This window comes from Dysosmobacter segnis, from assembly GCF_014297285.1.
Taxonomy (GTDB): Bacteria; Bacillota; Clostridia; order Oscillospirales; family Oscillospiraceae; genus Oscillibacter; species Oscillibacter segnis.
On record NZ_JACOQI010000022.1, the window covers coordinates 29,928 to 51,908 of the forward strand.

The window sequence follows — 21,981 nt, forward strand, 5'->3', positions numbered from 1 at the left end:
TGTCTAAAAATGGTAATACCTATTTTGGCCGCTCCGTAATCGAACCGGACGGCGAAACGGAAGGGAGGACCGACATGAGTCAGAACCCAAGACAGTCCAAAAGCATCCGGGCGCAGCTGCTCACCGCTATGCAGGTGGGGGAGTATGCCCATTGTGACCGGCTTCCCCGGGAAAGCGTATTGTCGGAAATGCTGGGCATCAGCCGCACACAACTGCGGGATATTCTGGCCTCTTTGGACCGGGAGGGCTTCATTACCCGGCGTCATGGAGTTGGCACCATTATCAACCGTCATGTGCTGGGTGCACCGGCCAGAATGGACATTGAAGTGGAGTTTCTGGATATGATTCGCCAGAGCGGACACACTCCCGGCGTGGCCTTTGTCCGGGCTGCCGATGACAAGGCGGACAATAAGGTGGCCGCCCAGCTGGGGATCCCCACCGGAACGCCGATCCTTCGGATCTCCCGGCTCTGCACCGCCGACGGCCGCCCCGCCATCTACTGTGAGGATGTGGTGGAAAAGGCAAAGCTCCAGCGGCCCTATACAGCGGAGGAACTGCGTCAGCCCATTTTCGATTTCCTCCAGAATGTCTGCGGAATTTCGTCCTATCTGGACCTGACGGACCTGCGGCCTGTGGCTGCGGACGCTACCTTGGCTGATGTTTTTCAGGTGCCACAGGGAACGCCGCTGCTGAACATGGACGAGGTGGACTATGATATTGAGGGCGCGCCGGTGTTTGCCTCCAACGAGTATTTTGCCGACGGCATCTTCCACCATACGGTCCTGCGGAAAAAGCTGTGACCTGCGGCCTGTCAGCCCAACGTGAGCGTGGCGGTCCATTTTGAAAATCAGGTCATCGCCGCTTGACCGTACCGCACATTTGCGATATTATTAAAAATAATATTTATAATAAGTAAAATGATAAACGAACGATGAGAAAGGGGTATCTTACTATGGCCTATTTTTTCCAGGAGCCTTCCCATACCTTCAGCGAATATCTGCTGGTGCCCGGTTATTCCTCTGAGCACTGCATCCCCGCCAACGTGTCTTTGAAGACGCCGGTGGTCCGCTTCAAGAAGGGGGAGGAATGCCCCCTGACCATGAACGTCCCCATGGTCTCCGCCGTCATGCAGGCCGTGTCCGGCGAGCAGATGGGCATTGCGCTGGCCAAGGAGGGCGGCATCGCCTTTATCTATGTTTCCCAGTCCATTGAGTCCCAGGCGGCCATGGTCCGCCGGGTGAAGAACTACAAGGCAGGCTTCGTCATCAGCGATTCCAACCTCCGGGTGACGGATACCCTGGCGGATGTGCTGGCTCTGAAGCAGCGCACCGGTCACTCCACCATGGCTGTCACGGATGACGGCACCGGCACCGGCAAGATGCTGGGTCTGGTCACCAGCCGGGATTACCGGGTCAGCCGTATGGACCCCGACGCCAAGGTGGCGGATTTCATGACGCCGGTGGAGAAGCTCATCTACGCACCGGAGGGCACCAGCCTGAAAACGGCCAATGACATCATCTGGGATCACAAGCTCAATGCCCTGCCCATTATTTCCGAGGACGGCCATCTGGTGAGCTTTGTGTTCCGCAAGGATTATGATTCCCACAAGGGCAACCCGCTGGAACTGCTGGACAGCCAGAAGCGCTATGTGGTGGGCGCGGGCATCAACACCCGTGACTACGAGGAGCGTGTCCCCGCACTGGTGGAGGCCGGTGTGGACGTGCTGGTGATGGACTCCTCTGAGGGCTATTCCTATTGGCAGAAGCACTGCCTGGAGTGGATCCGCGCCAAGTACGGCGATACCGTGAAGGTTGGCGCCGGCAACGTGGTGGACGGCGAAGGCTTCCGCTTCCTGGCAGATGCCGGAGCCGACTTCGTAAAGATCGGCATCGGCGGCGGTTCCATCTGCATCACCCGTGAGACCAAAGGCATCGGCCGCGGTCAGGCCACCGCAGTCATCGACGTGGCCGCCGAGCGGGATAAGTATTTTGAGGAGACCGGCATCTATGTGCCCATCTGCGCCGACGGCGGCATCGTGCAGGACTATCACATCACGCTGGCGCTGGCCATGGGCGCTGACTTCTGCATGCTGGGCCGGTATTTCTCCCGGTTTGACGAGTCTCCCACCAGCAAGATCCTTGTGGGCGGCAGCTATATGAAGGAATATTGGGGTGAGGGCAGCGCCCGCGCCCGGAACTGGCAGCGCTACGATCTGGGCGGCGCCGCAAAGCTGAGCTTTGAGGAGGGCGTGGACTCCTATGTGCCCTATGCTGGCGCTCTGGCAGACGGCATGGCCACCACGCTGGCTAAGGTCCGTTCCACCATGTGCAACTGCGGTGCGCTGACGATCCCGGAGCTGCGTGAGAAGGCCAAGCTGACGCTGGTCTCCGCAACCTCCATTGTCGAGGGCGGCGCCCATGACGTTCTGCTGAAGGACACCACCAACGGCAACCAGCGGGGCTAAGGTATTTGAACGGCTCTCATACCGCCCTCTGACCGCGCAATTGCGCGTCCAAGCGATTTGCGGAGCAAATCCTTGAAATGGGCGGGCTTCGCCTGCCCATTTGAGTCCTATGCGGGGTTCCCGCGCGTCACCGGCGCGTGGGGAGCGGGCGGCGCCCATGACGTTCTGCTGAAGGACACCACCAACGGCAACCAGCGGGGCTAAGATATTAAAAGAGACAGCTTTTGAAGCTGTCTCTTTTTTTGCCGGCCCATCCTAAAAAGTTGAGTAAACGATTTGCTGAAACTTATCCCAAATCTCTTGTATCTGAACCTGTAAAGTTGTATAATATAAACGATTAAATACATCAGGAACGGCATGGCCGTTTCTGCGGATCAGGAGCATAGCATGTTACATAGAAAACCTCGTATTTTAGTTGTTGGCAGCTTTGTTATGGATGTGATCGCAACAACAGAGCAGATCCCCGGTGCTGGACAGACGGTTTACGGCAAGTCCTTCCACATGGCACCCGGCGGAAAAGGCGCTAATCAGGCCCTTCAATGCGCCCGTCTGGGCGCGGAAGTGACCATGGTAGGCTGCGTGGGTGACGATCTGTTTGGACAGCAGCTTCTGGAGCCTCTGCGGGAAGCTGGAATGGATGTCAGTCATGTGGTGGTCCGAAAGGGAATTCACTCCGGCGTGGGACACGTGGTGTTGGAAGTCACGGAACACAGCGCCCAGAACCGCATCGTAGTGATCCCCGGCGCTAACCGGACCTTGACGGTGGAAGAAGTGGCCTGGATCCAACAGGCAGTTTCCGGGTTTGATATGGTCCTGCTGCAATTGGAGGTCCCCATCGAGGTGAACCGGGCCGTGGCCCGCTGGGCCAGAGAGGCCGGTGTACCGGTGATCCTGAACCCGGCCCCCGCCACGGAACTGGACGATGAGCTGCTGAGCCTGGTCTCCTACCTGATCCCCAACGAGCAGGAGGCATCTCAGGAGACCCATCTGCCCCTGCGCTTTGATAAGTCCGGCCCTTGGGATGAAGATCTGAGAAACATTGCCGATACGCTGCAAGGTAAGGGCGTGGAGCATGTGATCATCACGCTGGGCAGCTACGGCTCCGCTGTGGCGGAGACCGGCGGCCCCCGGTATGTTCCCTGTGTCCATATGGAGCATGTGGCAGATCCCACGGCTGCCGGCGATTCCTTTGTGGGCGCGCTGTCCACCGCGCTGGCTGTGGGCCTGCCCGAGGATGCGGCGCTGACCTTTGCCAGCCACACTGCGGCCATCACGGTCTCGCGGTTGGGAGCAATGCCGTCCCTGCCCACACTGCCGGAGGTGCTGGAGCTGATCCGGACCCGTGGCGGTGCAGGACTGGAACTGTCCTGCCTGGATGCGCTGCGCTGAAACGGGAGGAAGCATGGAGGAGCTTTTTGCACTTCGCCCGGGCCGCTACCGGCATTTTAAGGGCAACGAATATGAGCTGCTGTATGTGGCCCGCCACTCGGAGACTCTGGAGCCGATGGTGGTCTACCGGGCTTTGTATGGAGAGCGGGGCGTGTGGGTGCGTCCTGCCGCCATGTGGAGCGAGCCTGTAGACCGGGACGGCTATCATGGCCCCCGTTTCCAGTGGATCGGTGGGGTCTCGGAAGAGGTCTGACGGCCTGCAAAAATATTTTTCAAGATTTTTGAAAAAAGGGTTGCTTTTTGCGGAAAGCTATGTTATTATACATAAGCTGACTTCAAGAAGTCAACCTCGTATCCGGGTGTAGCGCAGTTGGTAGCGCACTTGACTGGGGGTCAAGGGGTCGTGAGTTCAAGTCTCGCCACTCGGACCAGCTAAAATCCTGAAACCGCAATGGTTTCAGGATTTTTTGCTTTATTTGGGACAGAAATGTGAGCTGATGTTCGGAATCTGTTCGGAATTGGCACGTTGTCCGTGACTTAGATAAGGTGCTGTCAAGGATTGATAAGGTACAATAACGGACCTGTTGACAAAGTAGCGCGCAAATCCTTTCTATGCTAAAAGAACTATAGGGAGGATGCGGCATATAAATGGGCAGTTACCTGAAAAATATGGTGGTAGCTCCACTGCGGTGTATGAGAATGCGGATGGGGCGCTGTTAAAGGCCCTGGTGAATGGCTTTTTACCGGGGATGATATTGTACAGCTTTCCAAGAAACACGACTGCTCCGTTCTCTTTAACATCCGTAAGCATGACACTAACGATACGTTGCTGGGCGAAGGCATCTTTCTCTACGATGTGACGCAGGGAAAAGCTGCATACAAAACGCAAGTGGGAACGGTTTTCGCCGTTCCCACTTTTACTGTCTCGGTATCGAAAATTTCAGTTATCATTCCCATTACTGCACGATAATTGTCATATTCAATGAATATTCAACTTGAACATTCTTAATTTGGAGGTTTGAGAGGAGCGTGCACGAGTTGGCTCACACGGAGAGTTCGCACAGCAAATCCGGGGTTGACGAGTGGATGGACTTCTATGGCAATATGCCCTGACGATCCATCCACGCCTCGTCACGCACTTTGACTGCCGAAGATCCCGGACAGGAGCCAGCCCATCAGCCCCATGTACAGAATGGTGTTGACCGGGCTGGCGGTGATGGCGCAGCTTCCAGTGGAGCAGCCCACAAGGGCGTAGTATCCGAGGCCCATTAGCGCGCCGCCAAGGGTAAAGAGCACCGGGCGGAGCCACTTTTTCAGCTTTTTCTTCATGTCAGATGCCTCCCGCGATATATTCCTCCGCCATGTGGACTGCCACCGCGCCGTCTGCCACGGCGGTGACCACCTGACGGAGAGGCTTTGTCCGCACATCGCCCACGGCGTAAACGCCGGGAACGCTGGTCTCCGTGGTCTCTCCGGCCACGATATAGCCGCCCTTGTCCAGCGATAGCTGACCCGCCGCCAGCGCCGTGGCGGGCTGTCGGCCCACGCTGACAAATACGCCGTCGCAGTCCACCACGCTTTCCTCACCGGTAACGGTGTCCCGCAGGCGGACACCGGTCAGCCTGTCCCCGGAAAGCAGCGCGGAAACGGTGCTGTTCCAGCGGAATTCCACGTTTTCGGCCTGTGCCAGCGGCTCGTGATAGATCTTGGTGGCCCGCAGGGCGTCTCTGCGGTGGACGAGGATCACTTTTTTCGCCACGCGGCTGAGAAGGAGGGCGTCCGCCGCGGCGGAATTTCCGCCGCCCACCACGACCACCGTTTTGCCCTTGTAAAACATCCCGTCGCAGGCGGCGCAGTAGGCCACGCCCCGGCCCACCAGCTCCGCCTCTCCGGCAACGCCCAGCGTTCTGGGGTCCGCACCGGTGGCCAGCACCACGGTTTTCCCCCGGAAGATCCCCTCGCTGGTCTCCACGAGCTTGGGAACCGCCGTCAGATCCATGCGGAGAACTTCCGCGTATTCGCTGCGTGCCCCAAAACGCTCCGCCTGCTTTTGCATCTTCTCCGCCAGAGAGTAGCCGTCGATCCCGTTCTCAAAGCCGGGGTAGTTGTCGATCTGCTCGGTCAGGGCCATCTGCCCGCCGGCAGACAGCTTTTCCAGCACGACGATGTCCAGCCCCGCCCGGGCCGCGTACAGGGCGGCGGTGTAGCCGCCCGGGCCGCCGCCCACCACGAGCATATCATAAACACGATTGTTGTTCATATCTGAACCCTCCGTTATTTCGCCAAGGCTCCCTGAATGAAGCGGTCGATCTCTGCCTTTGAGCCGGGCGCGGTGATGGAATCCACGGCCTTTCCGTTCCGGTACAGCACCAGTGTCGGGATCACCTCGATCCCCTCGGCCCCCGCCAGCCGCGGCTCCTCGTCAATGTTGATCTTGCCGACGGCGAGACTGTCCGCGTATTCCTCTCCGATCTTCTCATACGCGGGGCCGATCCTCCGGCAGTAGCCGCACCAGGGCGCCCAGAAATCCACCAAAACGGGCTTTTCCTCCCGGATCGCCTGCTCAAACTGTTCCTGATTCATATTCATAGCTGCCATATCTGCCAGCTCCTTTCCTTTGCTTGGGTATAGTATACCGCATGACAGGCGGTTCTACTGTGACGGCGTCACATAATTTGAAAAAATCGGCGCGGCACCCGTCGGGGCCGCAATCCCCACACCGGCGAGACCATCGAGATCGCCGCGGCGAAGGTGCCTGCCTTCAAGTCCGGCAAGGCCCTGAAGGATGCCATCCAGTAATTTCATAGCGAATACCACAACGCCACTCGGACGATTTTCGTCTGAGTGGCGCTGTTTTTTATCAGCAGATTTGGATCGGCGCTCCAGGGCACGGTTACTGAAAACAATTCCAGAGACAACATCCATTAAGTCGCATCATAGAAGCAACATTCATCCGAGACGAGCGGGCAACAGCTTTTCATCCCGCGCTTCATTTGTGTATAATCCGCCTTTCTGCGAAAGGCACCGACGTGGTTATGAAACCTGCGGCCTTTCGTACATTTGCAAAATTTGTTACAATATCCACGGAGCGTTCGGTACACTACAGAACCCGTGGAGGTGAGTGGTGGGGCTGTATAGCGGCAACCCCGCATTTCTATATGGCGTCGGTCATCCGTTAAGGCATCAACGAATGGCGCAAACAAGTAGCCCGTAAACTTATCTCTTTCAAATCGACTCGATTTTGCCGGATGACCAGTCACTGCCGAATCTTTCCAATCTATCTTGGGAGGTATATGTGGCATTTAAGATTTTCCGCAAAAACTGCTGTGGACTGGATGTTCACAAGACTTGGATTTACGCCTGTATGGGAATTACTGACACAAATGGACGTACAGAGTATAAGCAGGCTCGCTTTTCCTCCTTTACAAAAGGCTTGCAGAAACTGGCTGACTGGCTTGCCAAATACGACTGTAACGATGTTTGTATGGAATCCACCGGTAAGTTTTGGATACCGGTGTTTAATATCCTTGAGAAAACCTGCTGGGTAACTTTGGCCTATCCAAAATACACGAAACCCCAAAAGGGCAACAAAACCGACCATAAGGATGCCAAGTGGATTTGTGACCTGTATATGTGCGATATGGTCAACCCAAGTTTTATCCCTCCGCCGGACATTCGCCAGTTGCGCGACCTGATGCGCTACCGTTCCAAGCTCACTAATATAATGACCAGTGAAAAGAACCGGGCATTAAATTGTCTCACCGTTTCCAATTTGAAGCTGGATGATGTGTTTTCTGACGTGTTTGGGAAATCCTCACGTTCCGTTATCCGCTACATTTTAGAGCATCCCGGTGAGACCTTTCAGGTTGCCCCGTTCATCGACAGACGTTGCAAGCACCCTGTTGAGGAAATTCAGGCCGTTATTGATGGCACTATCTCCCACCAACAAGCCGTAAAGCTCAGAGAATGTTTGCAGCACCTGGATGAGCTGGAAGTCCACAAAACCAATGTAGAAAAGGAAATTCTTTGTCTGGTTCAGCAGTACCCCTATCAGTTGGAACTGCTTCAGACTGTCCCCGGCTTTTCCGGAAACATTATGACCGCCATCGCACTGATCTCGGAAATCGGTGCCGATATGTCGGTGTTTCCTTCCGCAAAGCATCTGGTTTCATGGGCGGGCTGCTGCCCTCGCAACGACCAAAGCTCCAAAAAGGTCAAGTCCACTCGCATTTCCCGTGCCGGTGTGTACTTGAAGCCCCTGTTGGTACAGGTCGCTATCCAACCATTTACCGCCAATGCGGATAAGCTTTCCGCCGCAGGTGCACTGGAAATACGGTGTCAGATATGTGATGGGAGATTTCTCTCCATGTGGGCGGCGCTTTTCATTTTTCTCGGCTGTCCTCTGCCGCCCTGCCCGAAAGACCTCCATGTCCACAATGGCCGGATAGTCATCCTGGCCAGTGTAGCGTGGATTTTCTAAGAGACGCTTCACTTTATGCTTATTCCAAAGAGGAACTTCCTGACTGTATGGGATATTTCCTTGATTCAATGCATCGGAAATGCCCTGGTAGGAAGCCCCGGCATTATAGAGGGTAAAGATTCGCTTCACCGTCTGTTGTTCTTCCGGTACGATTTCCAATATACCGTTTCGAATCCTGTACCCATATAAAATTTTTCGGTTGGTCATCTTGCCGCCACCTCCAATTGTTCTGCCAGTTCTAAACCACCACAAAGCCGGAAGCGGATGCGTGTCTGGGATTCCGCGATGACCTTCTCCACCAAGCTGTCGAACAAGTCCTCATCGAAGATGTTCATCTGTTCCGGCCCATTCTTTATGACAGCTGTCATCTTGCGAATGGCATCCATGGCTTCATCCAAAACCTCGTTTTCCGACAACCAGCGGCGTTCTCCCCGGAGTTGAGTCAGTTTGGCGCTGATGGCATTCATGCGGACGGCGCAGGCATCGGCATCCAGCAAGCCGTTAGCCCGCAGGGTGCTGATTTTATGGTTTTCTTCCGTTGCTTCCGCAATCGCCTTGTTAATCATCAGCATTTTGGGATTATTTTACCTGTCCCGCGCTGTTCTTTTCGACGAACACGCAGTTGTGATGCTCGGCGTCCTCATACAGCAGGCCGCTGTTCAAAAACTGACGGATCACCTGTGAGACGATGCCGCGCTTGTGCAGGTAGGCAAACACCCTGCGGTCATCCGTATTCCGGGGAGGCAGGGTAAAGGGCTTTTGCACCTCGTCCCGCTTGACAAAAGGCGCCGCTTTGGTGGGGGAGTCTCTGGCCCTGCCGTGAAAGGCCAACAGGTACTCCACAGCCTCCGAAAAGCTCTTGCCGCAGAATTGCTGCAAAAAGGTAATGGCGTCCCCGCCGGTATTCTGCGAGTACCGAAACCACTTGCGGCGGTCCTTGATCCGCAGGCTGTCCATTTCCGCTGTGGTGTGGTATCTGCCGATCCGCCGCACCTGATAGCCCAAATGGGTCAGCAGTTCCGGCAGATCCGTTTCCTTGGCGATCTGCATTTCTGCGTCTGTAAAGCGTCTTTTGATCTCGCTTGCCATAGTGATGATCTCCTTTCTGGCGAAACGCAAAAAGCCACCCAGGGCATCCGAGAGATTCGGATGCCCTGGGTGGCTTTTCCCTAAATCGTGTTCTTTTGTTTGGGCTTTAACGTTGGCCTACACAGCGTTATCTTCGTTGGGGGTGTCCGTGTCCGCTGGAGCGGTCACGTCGGCCACACGGGGCGCGACAGGGGCCTCAGTGGGGGTGTTCTGCTCCGTGGCGTTCTCAGCGTCCGCTTCGTCCAGTGCCTGCGCGATCAGGTTCAGCACGAAGTCTCGCTGGGTGAGCTTTTTGCCGGTTCGGAGCGTCTTGCGCTCCAAGTGACGCTTGATGCGCTGGAAGAGTTCTTCGGGGATCTGGAATGCCATGGTTCTGCTTTTTTCAGTCATTTGAATGCCGCCTTTCTGATTTTCCGTCATGTTGTAATAGTCTTGGATGAGGTTGGCGATGTACTCGCTGGTGGTCTGGCCCAGCCGTTCCCGTTCATCGCTGACCCGCTCATGCAGATCAATGGGGATCTGAGCGCACAAGTTTTTGGTGGTTGCCATTCTCGGACACCTCTTTCGTATTTTTGTAACGCAAGCATACCCGAAAGGTTATGAGAAAGCTATTACCAACACCACCAAGGAATGATAGACAAACGAGGCGAAAGCAACATAAGCACCAAAGTAACGAAAAAGGCCGCCGTTCTCTCCTACATGGGGAGCCGAACGGTGGCCTGCCTTTTATGCTTTATTCTTTTTTAGCCTTGGTGTTCAAGTCACACCAGTCCGCAAGAGTGCTCTGCTGCATCTCTGAAATGTCGCCTCTCGCGTGGAAAAACTGATTTTCCGAAAAAAGCGTTTTTCCTAACTTTTCCGCCAGAGAAAAGCCAGTAAAGATACAAAAACACCGCACTTTCGTGCGGCGTTTTCTGTGTTGCATCTTTCATCAACACATCTTGGGCCCCCGACCGATTGCAAATCCGAACTTTCAATATCGGCAAAATCAATCCTTGTTTCGCCCTCTTTGTAGTTGAATGTGATAAGGATATAATCATCAAAAATGGTAACGGCGTTTACAAAGCTGTCAATCAGCCTCCTGCGGGCGTCCAGCTTGCTTGTGTCCAGCGAACGGAAACGGCAGACGAAATAAACGACATCCTCACGGCTCACGGCAGGGTGCTTCATTTCCTCTTGAATGATTTGAAGCTCAATATCCTTTTTGCGTTCTTCCAGTTCATCAAGCCGCTGCTTGGTAGAGGCATTGATAATCCCCATCTGAATAGCGTTGAGCATATTGGTGATGCCGCTCTCAGCTTCTTCCAGCTGCTTGCGGAGGGCGGGAAGTATGCTGCTTTCCCGGCTCTGAATATCCATCACGGCATCCGCCACATACTCCACAAAGCCATCATTCATGATTTTCGCCATGACCGCATTGACAACGGCGTTTTCCAGCGGCAGCTTTCGGACGGTCTTGTGCTTGGCGTCACAGGCACGGTGTTTCTTGGTATTCACACAGCGGTAATAATGGTACTTCCGGCCCTTGCTGGAGCTTGTTCCGCTTTCGCCTACCATCATAGCCCCACAAGTGCCGCAAAATAGCTTTGTTGTCAAAAGATAATCGTCCTCGGCCTTGTGCCGCGCTGGGGCTTTCCGGTTTACTGCAAGCCGCTGCTGTACCCGGTCAAACAGGTCTTGCGGGACAATGGCGGGAATCCCGTTGGGCGTGACGATATGGCGGTAGCTGTACTCTCCGATGTACTTCCGGTTTTTCAGTAGGCGGGCCATAAAATTAAGGTCGATTTTCTTTCCCCGCACCGTGGTAATGCCTCGTTCGCTCATATATGCAACGATTTCTTTCATCGTTGCGCCCTTGTCATACATGGTGAACATTTCCAGCACAGCAGGGGCGGTGCGTGGGTCGATCTGATACTGCATATCCTTATCGATGATATAGCCGAAAGTCGGTGTACCGCCGTTGTACTTGCACTTTAGGGCATTTTCCGTATGGCCCCGTATGACCTTTTCGGACAGCTCGGCGGAGTAATATTCCGCCATGCCCTCTAACATACTTTCAAGGATGATGCCCTCCGGCCCGTCTGAAATATTCTCGGTGGCAGACAGCACCTTGACGCCGTACTTGCGAAGCTGTGCCTTGTAGTGGGCGCTGTCATAACGGTTGCGGGCGAAGCGGTCTAACTTCCATACGATGATAACATCAAACAACCCCTTTGCACTGTCCTTAATCATGCGCTGGAAGTCCGGGCGGTGGTCAGTCTTGGCAGACATGGCGCGGTCAATATATGTCCGCAGAATGGTAATATCATTTTTCTTACAGTAGGCCGTGCATTCCCGAAGCTGGCCCTCTATGCTTTCTTCCCGCTGGTTGTCGCTGGAATAGCGGGCATAAATCACAGCTTTCATGTCTTTTCCTGTCCCTCCTCCATGATGCGGAATAATGCCTCCTTCAGACGCTTATTGACTGGTGCTTGCGGGTCAAAGCACATTTCGATAAACTCCCGCAACTCTTGATTTTGAATGTTCTTGCCTTTCAGCCGCTCCGGCTGGTAGTCGTACAGCTTGCCCCGCGGCTCGTCTGTGCGGCAATAGAGATAATCCATCGACACATCGAAGTAATCCGCATATTTCAAAAAGACCTCCGGTGACGGTGTGGATTGTCCGGTTTCAAATCGGTTGATGCGGGATTGCTGGACGCCTAAAATCTGCGCCATCTGTACCTGTGTCAGCCGGATGCCCTCCCGCAAGGCCCGCAGCCGCTTCCCGATTTGCTCCATATAAAATCACTCTCCTCGCAGATAAAATATCATAAATAAGCATAGAAGTAAATATTGATTTTGAAATTTATAATTACTGCACAGCGTCAGCACTTTGTGGCTGACGCTGCTTGATAACTGAAAAGCACACCCTCCGGCCCCTGTCAATGGCGGCTCTGCCGTTCATCTCGACCATTGACAGGGGACAGAGGGCGTGCATGGTAAAAATTTTTTCGGCATGAGATAACACGGAATAATGCGATATAACTGCCTATAACGTCATATAACACAACATAGCCCATTCGTTCATAAACTGTTTACTTTTCGGCGTATTGACAAACTTTTTTGCATAAATTATACTGTAATTGCCGCAGAGCTATTTTATAACATGAATGAGAACAACTAACAACTCAAGAGGAACGCTGCTTTCAAGCAGCAAAGTAAAGGACATGGGCGGTGCTATGAGCCGCCCAAATTGGCAGGGCATGGGAAAGTGGTTGCTGTACGCAATCCCATTAAATGCCCGAAAGACGGAGATGGAATACGGCTCCAATTCTGTATTCCGATATAACATTGAATTATCGTGAACGGGTTTTGCGCGTCGGAGGTGGATAGCAACAACTATTCACCCAAGGCGTATTTCACGATAAGGAGGTGGTCGCTATGGTATATGTTCTTTTTTCGCATACCCTTTCGCACCGATACCATAGTCCCCAGCGACGCAATTTCCAACGCGCCACCTCCGGCGTCAAACCCAACTAAATTGTAATCTGTAATCCGAGGACCGAGCTTTGGCTATTTATGTGCCAAAGCAAAACCCGGATTATAGAGTCGAATTAGCAAAGCTGATAAACGGATACTTAGCCGAACGGGAATGGAGTCCCGCACGGCTGGCAAGAGAATCCGGCCAGTCTAAAGCGACTATCAGCAGAATTACAAATTACAAGAACGGAAACCCCAAATACCAGCCATTGTTGAGAACGATACAGGCTATCGCCTTGGCGCTGAAGCTCTCCCGCGAACAAAGGAAAAAGCTGTTTGACACGGCTTTCCCGGAGTTCCGCGTATGGGAGGAGGTAGCAGAGCAAGGCTATACTGTGGACGAAACCAACGATATTCTGTATGAGAAAGGTCTCCCACTACTGACAACTGAACGATAAACCGAAAGCCGACGCCCTATACAGCATGTGGGCGTCGGCTTTTTTTGCGCTCTTTTTTAGTGTTTCACGCATGAAACAACATTTGAAAGTTTCTTTGCTATGATAGGCACAACACAAGGCCGCGTGTTATGTACCTGTCAACCGATGGATGGCGCATTGCGCCGTAAGAAAGGATTTAGCAATGAAGCTGACTGATTTGATCGTTTCCCCAAAGAGCTTTGGGGACAAGCTGTGGCTCGTGGATGTGTCCCCGGCCTACGAGTACAAGGATGGCAAGCGCACCGATACTGTCCTCGGCTATCGCTACTCTGTCGCGCTGCCCGAAAAGGGCCTTGATAAAGTCGATGTACGCATTGACGGACAGCAGCAGGCAGAGGCCCCGAACGGCTATGTGGAAGTGCGCTTCGACAACATGGAAGTGTTTATTTACTGGTCCAAGGGCGACTACCATGTGGGGGCAAAGGCAACCGGAATCCATATCGTGAATCCGAAGCCCTGACCCATTGGGCGGCGCTGGGGCGCAGACGGGGAACAGATATTTTTCCTCAAGAAAAATATCCCCCGGCGGCAGCGTCAGCGCCGCCCGCTTGCCATAAGGGTTAGTATTACCCTTATGGCAACCATGTAGCACGTAGCAATCACAAAGGAGCCTGACATGGAGAACAATACACAATCCCGCAAGTGGGCGCTGGTCATCAATAACCCATTGGAGGCCGGACTCGACCACGCTGCTATCCGGGAAATCCTATATCGCTTTTCTCCGACCTATTTCTGCATGGCGGACGAGATAGCGACAACCGGAACCTATCACACGCATGTTTTCCTGTTTTCTCCCTCGCCCATGCGCTTTTCCACGGTCAAAAACCGTTTCGCCACGGCGCATATTGAGAAAGCATACGGAAGTGCAAAGACGAACCGTGCCTACATTCTCAAAGAGGGGCGCTGGGCCGATACCGACAAGGCAGAAACCTCCGTTCCCGGCACCTTTGAGGAATGGGGAGACCTCCCCGCCGAAAAGGAGGAAGAGGCCCCGGAAATGTTCAAGCTCATTCAAGACCTCCGGGCCGGAAAGTCCGTTATGGAAATCATCGAAGATAATCCTAAACTCGCTTTCCGTATTCGGGAGATTGAAACCCTCCGTCAAGCCATTTTGGAGGAAAAGTACAGCGCCGAAAACCGGGCGCTGGAAGTGACCTATCTCTATGGCGCAAGCGGAACGGGAAAAACACGGGGCATTTTCGAAACGCATGACAGGAAAAGCATTTGCCGTATCACCGACTACGGCGGCAGGAACGGCGTTCGCTTCGACGCCTATCATTGTCAGGATGTGCTGGTGCTGGAGGAATTTCATTCGCAAATCCCCATCAGCGCCATGCTCAACTATCTGGACATTTATCCGCTGACACTTCCTGCACGATACACCGATAGAACCGCTTGCTATACCAAAGTCTATATCACCAGCAATATCCCCTTAGAGGAACAGTACCGGGATATTCAGCGGTATCAGATGGAAACATGGCGGGCGTTCCTCCGGCGGGTGCAGAATGTCATTGAGTATCTGCCGGACGGTTCCACCGTCCAGCACAAGAAAGGGGGCTTTCCCTGTGACACAAAATGAAAAGTTTCAAATCCGAAGAAGAAACACACTCCGTAACCTACGGCAGAAATTGAGCGGAACACCGGGTTTTCCCGTAAAGCTGGTGCTGGCTGCGCTGTACATCATGGGTGCTGCGTATGTCTTCATCAAGCAAGCGGCGTGGCGCACGCTGGCGGGCAATATCCCTCTGCTTTCTCCGCTGCTCAAGGCCGCGATGGAACACGCCTTGTTTGCCTATCTGCTGGTGGGCGCTGCGGCACTGCTGGTGCTCCTGCTCTATCCCTTCGGCAGACGGGCGGCGAAAGACCAGCTTCAATGTATCGGCCTCATAAACCATGCGGGGATGCCGCCCGATTTGCTCCGCAAGCATCGTGACAAGGATAATCCCCGTGTCACGGTGTGGGAGTTCCGCAATCAGGGTATTCCGCTGCAAGAATGGGAGAAGAAACGCCCAGCCATTGAAACGGCGCTGGGAATCACTATCGTCAAGCTGGCCTACGCCAAGGGCAAGAGCCGTGTGCTGGTGTATGCTGTTTCTGCTGGTGACGATTTGCCGGAAGTTCTGAAATGGAAAAACAGCTATCTTTCCCCTAAGAGCTTTGTGCTGACATTGGGCGAAAGCTATACCGGCCCTGTGACAGTCAACCTCGCCCACATCCCGCACATTTTGTTAGGAGGCTCTACCGGCAGCGGCAAAAGTGTTCTGCTCAAATTGCTGCTTATGCAGTTACTTCACAAGGGTGCAGAGGTCTACATTGCCGACTTCAAGGGCGGCGTGGACTTTCCGAAAGTCTGGCACGAGAAATGCCGGATGTGCTTCACCGAGGAAGAGTTGCTTTATACGCTCAGCCAGCTTGTGGCGGTATTGGAATACCGTAAAAAGGCGTTCAAAGAATTAGGCTGTCCCAACATTGATGCATACAACGCAACCACGGAGAACGATTTACCACGGCTGATTTTCGCCTGCGACGAGGTGGCGGAGATGTTGGACAAGACCGGAGCTGATAACGAACGGAAGAAGCTGCTGGCACAAATTGAAAACAAGCTGTCCACCATTGCGCGGCAGGGACGGGCATTTGGTATTCATCTCATTCTTGCCACGCAGAGACCGGATGCGACCATCATCCCCGGCCAGATACGCAACAACATGGATTTCCGTGTTTGCGGCAGAGCGGACAGCGTGCTTTCACAAATCATCCTCGACAACACCAGCGCCGCCGAACAGATACCCAAGGACGCACGGGGCCGCTTCATCACTGGGGATGGCATAGTGTTTCAAGGCTATCTGTTCGACGAGGGGCAGCTATAACGGGGTGATACCATGCCGCGCAGAAAGAAGCCCAATGATTACGGCACGGGGATTCCCTATCACGAGGTAGAGGCCCTTGCCCGTGTCCTGCTCCCGGAAATTCAAGCGTTCTTCGAGAGCGAGGAAGGGCAGCGGGAGTTTGCTGAGTGGAAAGCAAAGCAGCAGGCTAAACAAGAGAACAAGGTATAACAAAGACGGGAACATCTGCAACGATGCTCCCGCCTTTTGTTGCTCTGCTAATAATTAGTCGATTGATATATAGATTTCCATGTAGGCATTGTAAATTCAAGATACACCACAATTAAAAAGATTATTATACATATTATGGGAAGAATTATGTCCTGTACGATAAAACGCAGCTTTTGAAGTTTTTCGGAGTTTAGCGGATTGCTGCAAGCGATTGCCAGCAGATTTGCAATCCCTTGTGCAATCGTGAATAATCCGAATTCTATGATAAACGCAAATCCCGCTCCCGCCGAAAGATGTCCATATCCCGGAAGCAATCTATTGATCAGCCGAACATCAAAATTCGTTGCAGCGAGGACAAAATAGAAAATCAAAGTAAATGGAATTGAACAACTCCATTTTTTCAATGCAGTTTTCGAACTGTTGCTGAAAAGGACACAAAAGCAAAGTAATGCGCTGGCAGTAGACTGGACATATATGTTTGCAAACGGGCATGCCTCTTCGATGAGGTCAGATAGAAAGAGCAGGGGAAAATACAGTATGGCAAGTTCAACCGCACTTTTCAGTATAGAAAGTCTGTTCCGGCACATATTTGTCTCCTTTTCTGTGGAATACAGCCTAACCATCTTGTATGGTAAGTATAAACTTCTTTTAATAAAAGAACAAGGGCAGGAATTATTTTCCCGCCCTTGCTTTTACAAAACATTCTCAATAGAAATGATAAATCCGAACACATTCCCTATTTGGAGAATGTAGTTCGGATTATCATTACTTGGTCCGAGATGGGAGACTCGAACTCCCGACATCTTGCTCCCAAACCTATGTCTGAACCTTCGGGAAGCCCTGTTGCGCCCTCTTTGGCGCTTTCCGGCACTCCTTCGGTTCCTCTTTGGAACTCTTTTGCCCTGTTCGTTTCAGGCACCACTTTCGTCTTTTGGGATTTGTGTGGGATGAAATTCTGTATATTAAAAGTGCTTCCGACCGGTTTTGCCCCCCGGCAGCGGGTGATTCTGCCGCTAACAGCAACTCAAAAATTGCGTCGCATAAACAAAGAAATAAGCGCGATGACAAAAAGACAGCAGGCTGACTTGGATGATAGCCAGCCTGCTGAGCGAAGATGGTTATTCGATGTTTTGCCTTTCGGCAGCAATACGTGTTCTTTTGCCTGAGAATGCAATGCCGATTTTTATAATTGACGTAACATTCATTGCCCGCAGATCAACGCTGTACGCACGGTCGTTGATCTGTTGCAAGGCAACATTGGCAAGGTCTTCAAGCTGTGTTTCAGAGCGGCCTTTTCCGGCCTTTAATTCAATCAAAATGCCAGGCAGCCGCTTATTCAAAGGAAGCATCTGAATATCAAACCGTCCATCACCAGCTTCGCGATTGGAGGTAATGCGATAGCTGTTGTCCATCACAGCGCACATACCCAATATCAGACCATGGTAAAATGTTTCGTCGGCAGCATCGTGGAAACTTATTGTTTGGAGCAGGAACTTTTCCAAGGCTTTTTGCAGTGATTCGATATCTGCCTTGTAGATAGCTTCCTGAATAGCAATAGCAGCAGAACGAGGAATAATATTCTCAAGCTGAGAGAGGATCTCCTTGCTGTAGACGAAAGAAATCTCTTTGTTGGGCAGAGCCACTTCGCACATATAATCCTCGCCGTAAGACTGGTCGCAGCTCACAGCCTTCAAATAACCTGCCACCAGCAGGAAGCTGTAAACAGAGGACGGATCATTCTGAATCTGCGGATAAATGACACCGGTGTCAATGTGCGTAACAAAGGATTCGCCCTTCATCAACAGCTCCAAACGCTCCATAATATCCGGCGTTGCGGAAGCCAGCACCTCACGGATGATGTCGTTGCTTCCGGTGGACTGCCAAAATGCTTTGGGACGGCAGTTATTGTTGAAGTATCCAATGACAGACCAGGGATTAAAAATCTCTGCATTACCGAAGCGGTACCCATCATACCAATCGCAGAGCTCCTGATACTTATCAGATGCGCTGTAGTATTCCGCCATCTCACGCACTTCGTCCGAGGTGAAACCAAAATACTCGCTATAACGTTCATCCAAGATAGAATTGATTTTCAGATTGTTCAGACCGCTGAAGATACTCTCCTTTGCAACACGCAGGATGCCAGTCAGGAAACCATAGCTCAGATGCGGATTGTCCTTCAGACCGCCGGAGAACAGGTTTCGCATGAATCCGATGATCGTGTCGTAGAAGCCGCTCACATGGCCCTGCTGAATGGGAGTATCATATTCGTCAATGATGACGATAGGTGCGACATTGTGGTGCTTATGGAGGAGCAGCGTCAGTGTCCGCAGGGACATTTGATATTCCACTTCGTCAGCGGCTTCTGTTGCGAGAAGGGAATATTCCTCTTTTTCGTAATTACTGAGCGCAGAACTGGAGGCCAATTCATCGTGACGGCGGAATTCCTGCGCGATCAGCTTTTGGAGCGTCTGATAGGTTTCTTCCCAAGAAGTATATTTCACATCCTTAAAAGACAGAAAAATCACAGGATACTTTCTGTGATGGACACGGTAGGATTCTCCGCAGAACCAGATTTTCTTGTCTCTGAAGTAAACGGATGTGTCCTCGGTCGTCTTTTCGAAGAATGTGCGGAGCATGTCCATGTTCAGTGTCTTGCCAAAACGTCTGGGACGGGTGAACAGGGATACCTTGGGGCGCTCATCCAGAAATTCCTTGATCATCAGGGTCTTGTCCACATAGTAGTAGTTCTTGCAGGCATCCCGGTAATCAGACACACCGATAGGCAAGGGCTTGCGCGCTGATGACACTGCGGGCTTCCCGGTACTCCGGCGGCCACGCTTATCCATCGGCTTTTGAGTACCGTCCGGGATGAACCACTGCCTGCCCTCCTTATACGCGCCGGAAATGCGTCCGGCTTTGCAAAGCGCATTGACCCGCCGTTCGGTGATCCCCCAAGCGGCAGCCGCTTCTTTGATCGTCATATTGGAACACCTCCATTGCAGTTTGTCAAGAATATTATAACCGCTGCTCCGAATAAAATCAACTATATTATTCCGAATAATGCCGGCGTTATTCGGAACAGTTATTTTCCTGAAGATATGCCGTTCTTTTCAGTAGCTATTTCCTGCTTTCTGTGATATTGTTCGTTTGCCAAAAGGAGGCGATAATATGCAGAAAGAAAACAAGCTGACGGTCGGGCAATGGTGCGACTACTGGTTCACCGCGAACCGACGCAAATGGAACGGCAACACCGAGGGCGGGTACCGCAATCTGATTTACAGCCACATCCTCCCCGGTATCGGGAGTGTGGCACTCTCTGACCTGACGGAGCAGGTGGTAACGGATTTCTACAACAGCCTGCGAAGCCAGGGACTCGGCGCCAGAAGCGTCTGGTGTGTCCACCTGCTCCTGCGCCGGTGCATGGACGAAGCGGCACAGGACCAACTCATTCCCTGCAACCCGGTGCGGCTCTGCCAGGAGTCCAAGACAGAGGAATACAAAACAACCCCTCTGCGATTGGGGCAGCTCCAGCGTTACCTGAACGCAGCGGAGCAGCTCGGCGTACTTCCCATCATCTATACAGGACTATCAAGCGGCCTGCGGCAATGTGAACTGATCACCTTGTCGTGGGCCGATTTTCATATCCGCTACAAGTACATCCTCAAAGGCCAACGTCTGTTGACGCTCAATGACAAGACGGCACTTCTTCTTGAGCGGATACCGGAAACCAACTCGCCTCATGTGTTCCTCAATGCCAAGACCAGAGCGCCGTACAAGCTCCACGAGTTCTACTATCTGCACAAGAAGATTCTGAAACAGGCAAGGCTCCCGTGGGTGGCCTTTCGAGACTTACAGCGTCAGTGCATGGAGGTGGGGATATGACGCTCCGGGAATACATCCTCTTCTGGCAGGAAACCTATGATAAGCATCAGAGCAGACCAACTACCTATGCGGCACACAACTATGTATTCAAAAACCATATTCTCCCCGGTTTGGGTGATATACCGCTCTCTGAATTGACATCGGAGATGGTTGGAGAATTTCTGGAGGAACGGAAGCGCTTCGGCAATCATCGAACCGGCAGCTCTGGCTTGGGAGAAGAAACCATGCGGCACATCCACCGCCTGCTTCAGCAATGCTTGGATCAAGCCATACGGGACGGTCTCCTAACAGAGAATCCCGCCAAGGCATTCCGCTACCGCAAGTCCACAACGGTGAAAGCAAATATCATGACGCCTCTGGAAATGGAGGACTATCTGGATGCTGCCGAGTGGCTGGGCTACCTCCCCATGTTCATGCTGGCGCTGACGACAGGTCTACGCCAAGGCGAGCTAATCGCCCTGAAATGGAGCGACCTGGACATCGAAAGTCGGACGCTGACCATCGCAGAAAAACGTGCCGTGGTACGGCGAGAGCTGGTAGAGTACGGTAGCCAGACGAGGTCAATAAGGCTGACTCCGGAGGTGGTCGACCTTCTCATCATGGAGCACAGCAAGCACCCCAGCAGCCCGCTCATGTTTATGCACCCGGCCACGCTGAAACCCTACTCGCCGCAGATGGTGCGCCGGATGCACAATGAGATCATCAAGGAAGCGGGCATCGACCACATTCGGTATGTGGATCTCCGTCATACCTGCGCCATCCTCGCTCTAAAGAACGGCATGGATGCCAAGGAGTTGGCGCAGATGCTGGGTCACTACCGACCGACGATCACCCGGCAGAACTATGAACCCTATCTGCAGCACAAGGCGCAAAAGGATGAAGATATGCCAAAGGAAGCCACTCGGGACGAGCTGCAGCAGGCGGCAAATATTCTGGATAATCTTCTGAAGTTCTGATAGCTATTCCTCAAAAGGTGAGTTGTCCACAGAAATCAATCATTTTACACTCAAAGAGGAGGAAACAAAATGAAAAATAGAATCATCATCACTGCTACATTCGCCGCCTGTCTCGCCCTGTGTGCCGCCGTGTGGCCGCAGGCCGAAAAGGTCGAGAAACCACCCGCGCCGAGCGAAACGACCGCCGTGACCACCCTACAGCCGACTCTTCCGGAACCGGATGAACTAATATTGCAAGTAATCACAGAAAAGCAAGAATCGGGAGTGCTGAAAGCTGAATCAACCCCGGAAGTGGCTGCCGAGGAGGTGCCCATTCCTGCACCGGAAATAGAAGATGATGTCGAGGCAGAACAAGAATCTGCACCTCATACGCAGACAGATTCCGCCCCGGTACAGCCCACGCAACCTGAACCTAAATCGGCACCGGAGCCAATAGCTAACGATAATGAACTGGCGGATATGGTCTATGTCCCCGGCTTTGGCTGGATACAAAGCGAAGGCCCCAATCATGTCGAGTATGCCGAGGATATGTACGAGAACGGCAACAAAATCGGCACCATGGGCTGACCACAAAAATTGCGCCGCATAAAACCTGCTAAAAAGTCAAGCCCCAATTGAAAGAAAATTTGCGGGTGGAAAAAGAGCATAGCAAAGCAGAGGCGGCAAAACGGATTGTTTGGCCGCCTCAAACAAAGCATTGGAGATCT

General features: G+C 52.8%; 25 protein-coding genes, 1 tRNA gene and 2 pseudogenes. 17 read left to right on the plus strand and 11 right to left on the minus strand.

The genetic code is table 11. From position 1 onward, the window contains the following. Nucleotides 1-74: 74 nt before the first annotated feature. From H8Z83_RS16030 to H8Z83_RS16050, 6 genes are all read left to right on the plus strand, one after another. Nucleotides 75-800 carry a GntR family transcriptional regulator gene (locus tag H8Z83_RS16030; RefSeq protein WP_187015995.1) on the plus strand — a complete coding sequence of 242 codons (726 nt, stop codon included), beginning with the start codon at nt 75-77 and terminating at the stop codon, nt 798-800. A gap of 152 nt (nt 801-952) precedes the next feature. Next, nucleotides 953-2,464 (plus strand): IMP dehydrogenase, encoded by a 1,512-nt coding sequence (locus H8Z83_RS16035; RefSeq protein WP_187015996.1) that lies wholly within the window; start codon nt 953-955, stop codon nt 2,462-2,464. 72 nt (nt 2,465-2,536) lie between these two features. After that, complete coding sequence (locus tag H8Z83_RS19940) at nt 2,537-2,668, plus strand: hypothetical protein (protein WP_256435355.1); 132 nt, start codon at nt 2,537-2,539, stop codon at nt 2,666-2,668. 183 nt (nt 2,669-2,851) lie between these two features. Further along, a complete protein-coding gene (locus H8Z83_RS16040) occupies nt 2,852-3,853 on the plus strand; it encodes a ribokinase (protein ID WP_187015997.1) in 1,002 nt (333 codons plus the stop codon). A 13-nt stretch (nt 3,854-3,866) separates the two neighbouring features. Next, entirely contained in the window at nt 3,867-4,106 is a 240-nt protein-coding gene (locus tag H8Z83_RS16045) for a DUF1653 domain-containing protein (protein WP_187015998.1), read from the plus strand. Nucleotides 4,107-4,208: 102 nt separating this feature from the next. After that, a tRNA-Pro gene (locus H8Z83_RS16050) sits at nt 4,209-4,284 on the plus strand. 700 nt (nt 4,285-4,984) lie between these two features. Here the strand turns inward: H8Z83_RS16050 and H8Z83_RS16055 are convergent. From H8Z83_RS16055 to trxA, 3 genes are read right to left on the minus strand one after another with little or no spacing between them, the layout of a single operon-like run. After that, nucleotides 4,985-5,182 carry a hypothetical protein gene (locus H8Z83_RS16055; RefSeq protein WP_187015999.1) on the minus strand — a complete coding sequence of 66 codons (198 nt, stop codon included), beginning with the start codon at nt 5,180-5,182 and terminating at the stop codon, nt 4,985-4,987. Between the two features lies 1 nt (nt 5,183). After that, a complete protein-coding gene (gene trxB / locus H8Z83_RS16060; protein ID WP_187016000.1) occupies nt 5,184-6,113 on the minus strand; it encodes a thioredoxin-disulfide reductase in 930 nt (309 codons plus the stop codon). Between the two features lie 14 nt (nt 6,114-6,127). Next, nucleotides 6,128-6,451: a thioredoxin gene (gene trxA / locus H8Z83_RS16065; RefSeq protein ID WP_147562457.1), complete on the minus strand. Its 324-nt coding sequence runs from the start codon at nt 6,449-6,451 to the stop codon at nt 6,128-6,130. A 90-nt stretch (nt 6,452-6,541) separates the two neighbouring features. On the opposite strand from trxA, the pseudogene H8Z83_RS16070 reads away from it, so the two are divergent. Both H8Z83_RS16070 and H8Z83_RS16075 read left to right on the plus strand, forming a co-directional pair. After that, nucleotides 6,542-6,652, plus strand: a pseudogene (locus tag H8Z83_RS16070) (HU family DNA-binding protein); the annotation flags it as partial. Nucleotides 6,653-7,148: 496 nt separating this feature from the next. Beyond that, a complete protein-coding gene (locus H8Z83_RS16075) occupies nt 7,149-8,333 on the plus strand; it encodes an IS110 family RNA-guided transposase (RefSeq protein WP_366464470.1) in 1,185 nt (394 codons plus the stop codon). On the opposite strand, the pseudogene H8Z83_RS19720 reads toward H8Z83_RS16075, so the two are convergent. From H8Z83_RS19720 to H8Z83_RS16105, 6 genes and pseudogenes are all read right to left on the minus strand, one after another. Further along, nucleotides 8,310-8,540, minus strand: a pseudogene (locus H8Z83_RS19720) (recombinase family protein); the annotation flags it as partial. The gene H8Z83_RS16075 and the pseudogene H8Z83_RS19720 overlap by 24 nt on opposite strands. Next, the gene (locus H8Z83_RS16085; protein WP_187016002.1) at nt 8,537-8,905 is read right to left on the minus strand and encodes a hypothetical protein; all 369 of its coding nucleotides are present in this window, start codon (nt 8,903-8,905) and stop codon (nt 8,537-8,539) included. The gene H8Z83_RS16085 and the pseudogene H8Z83_RS19720, both read right to left, overlap by 4 nt. A gap of 7 nt (nt 8,906-8,912) precedes the next feature. Then, complete coding sequence (locus H8Z83_RS16090) at nt 8,913-9,422, minus strand: DUF3991 domain-containing protein (protein WP_243185082.1); 510 nt, start codon at nt 9,420-9,422, stop codon at nt 8,913-8,915. Between the two features lie 117 nt (nt 9,423-9,539). Then, nucleotides 9,540-9,971 (minus strand): translation initiation factor 2, encoded by a 432-nt coding sequence (locus H8Z83_RS16095; RefSeq protein ID WP_187016003.1) that lies wholly within the window; start codon nt 9,969-9,971, stop codon nt 9,540-9,542. Nucleotides 9,972-10,271: 300 nt separating this feature from the next. After that, nucleotides 10,272-11,828, minus strand: coding sequence for a recombinase family protein (locus H8Z83_RS16100; RefSeq protein WP_187016004.1), 1,557 nt, complete (start codon nt 11,826-11,828; stop codon nt 10,272-10,274). Beyond that, on the minus strand, nt 11,825-12,199 hold the full coding sequence (locus H8Z83_RS16105; protein WP_187016005.1) for a helix-turn-helix domain-containing protein: 375 nt from the start codon (nt 12,197-12,199) through the stop codon (nt 11,825-11,827). Before H8Z83_RS16105 ends, H8Z83_RS16100 begins: the two co-directional genes overlap by 4 nt. A 770-nt stretch (nt 12,200-12,969) precedes the next feature. Here H8Z83_RS16105 and H8Z83_RS16110 point away from each other — a divergent pair. From H8Z83_RS16110 to H8Z83_RS16130, 5 genes are all read left to right on the plus strand, one after another. Next, nucleotides 12,970-13,338 carry a helix-turn-helix domain-containing protein gene (locus H8Z83_RS16110; protein ID WP_187016006.1) on the plus strand — a complete coding sequence of 123 codons (369 nt, stop codon included), beginning with the start codon at nt 12,970-12,972 and terminating at the stop codon, nt 13,336-13,338. 181 nt (nt 13,339-13,519) lie between these two features. Further along, a complete protein-coding gene (locus H8Z83_RS16115) occupies nt 13,520-13,837 on the plus strand; it encodes a hypothetical protein (RefSeq protein WP_187016007.1) in 318 nt (105 codons plus the stop codon). A 156-nt stretch (nt 13,838-13,993) separates the two neighbouring features. Beyond that, nucleotides 13,994-14,956 (plus strand): viral replication protein, encoded by a 963-nt coding sequence (locus H8Z83_RS16120; protein WP_187016008.1) that lies wholly within the window; start codon nt 13,994-13,996, stop codon nt 14,954-14,956. Then, complete coding sequence (locus H8Z83_RS16125; RefSeq protein ID WP_187016009.1) at nt 14,943-16,244, plus strand: FtsK/SpoIIIE domain-containing protein; 1,302 nt, start codon at nt 14,943-14,945, stop codon at nt 16,242-16,244. The genes H8Z83_RS16120 and H8Z83_RS16125 overlap by 14 nt, the downstream gene beginning before the upstream one ends. 12 nt (nt 16,245-16,256) lie before the next feature. After that, nucleotides 16,257-16,433 carry a hypothetical protein gene (locus H8Z83_RS16130; protein WP_187016010.1) on the plus strand — a complete coding sequence of 59 codons (177 nt, stop codon included), beginning with the start codon at nt 16,257-16,259 and terminating at the stop codon, nt 16,431-16,433. A gap of 47 nt (nt 16,434-16,480) precedes the next feature. On the opposite strand, the gene H8Z83_RS16135 is transcribed toward H8Z83_RS16130, so the two are convergent. Further along, nucleotides 16,481-17,020, minus strand: coding sequence for a hypothetical protein (locus tag H8Z83_RS16135; RefSeq protein WP_187016011.1), 540 nt, complete (start codon nt 17,018-17,020; stop codon nt 16,481-16,483). A gap of 99 nt (nt 17,021-17,119) precedes the next feature. On the opposite strand from H8Z83_RS16135, the gene H8Z83_RS16140 reads away from it, so the two are divergent. Then, complete coding sequence (locus H8Z83_RS16140) at nt 17,120-17,599, plus strand: hypothetical protein (RefSeq protein WP_187016012.1); 480 nt, start codon at nt 17,120-17,122, stop codon at nt 17,597-17,599. Here the strand turns inward: H8Z83_RS16140 and H8Z83_RS16145 are convergent. Continuing rightward, nucleotides 17,552-19,417, minus strand: a complete 1,866-nt coding sequence (locus H8Z83_RS16145; RefSeq protein ID WP_187016013.1) for an AAA family ATPase — start codon at nt 19,415-19,417, stop codon at nt 17,552-17,554. The genes H8Z83_RS16140 and H8Z83_RS16145 overlap by 48 nt on opposite strands. Nucleotides 19,418-19,604: 187 nt before the next feature. On the opposite strand from H8Z83_RS16145, the gene H8Z83_RS16150 reads away from it, so the two are divergent. The 3 genes from H8Z83_RS16150 (at nt 19,605) to H8Z83_RS16160 (ending at nt 21,841) form a co-directional block, all read left to right on the plus strand. Then, a complete protein-coding gene (locus tag H8Z83_RS16150) occupies nt 19,605-20,318 on the plus strand; it encodes a tyrosine-type recombinase/integrase (protein ID WP_187016014.1) in 714 nt (237 codons plus the stop codon). Continuing rightward, on the plus strand, nt 20,315-21,274 hold the full coding sequence (locus tag H8Z83_RS16155) for a tyrosine-type recombinase/integrase (RefSeq protein WP_187016015.1): 960 nt from the start codon (nt 20,315-20,317) through the stop codon (nt 21,272-21,274). Before H8Z83_RS16150 ends, H8Z83_RS16155 begins: the two co-directional genes overlap by 4 nt. Before the next feature lie 69 nt (nt 21,275-21,343). After that, nucleotides 21,344-21,841 (plus strand): DUF6550 family protein, encoded by a 498-nt coding sequence (locus H8Z83_RS16160; RefSeq protein WP_187016022.1) that lies wholly within the window; start codon nt 21,344-21,346, stop codon nt 21,839-21,841. The last annotated feature ends 140 nt before the right edge of the window (nt 21,842-21,981 follow it).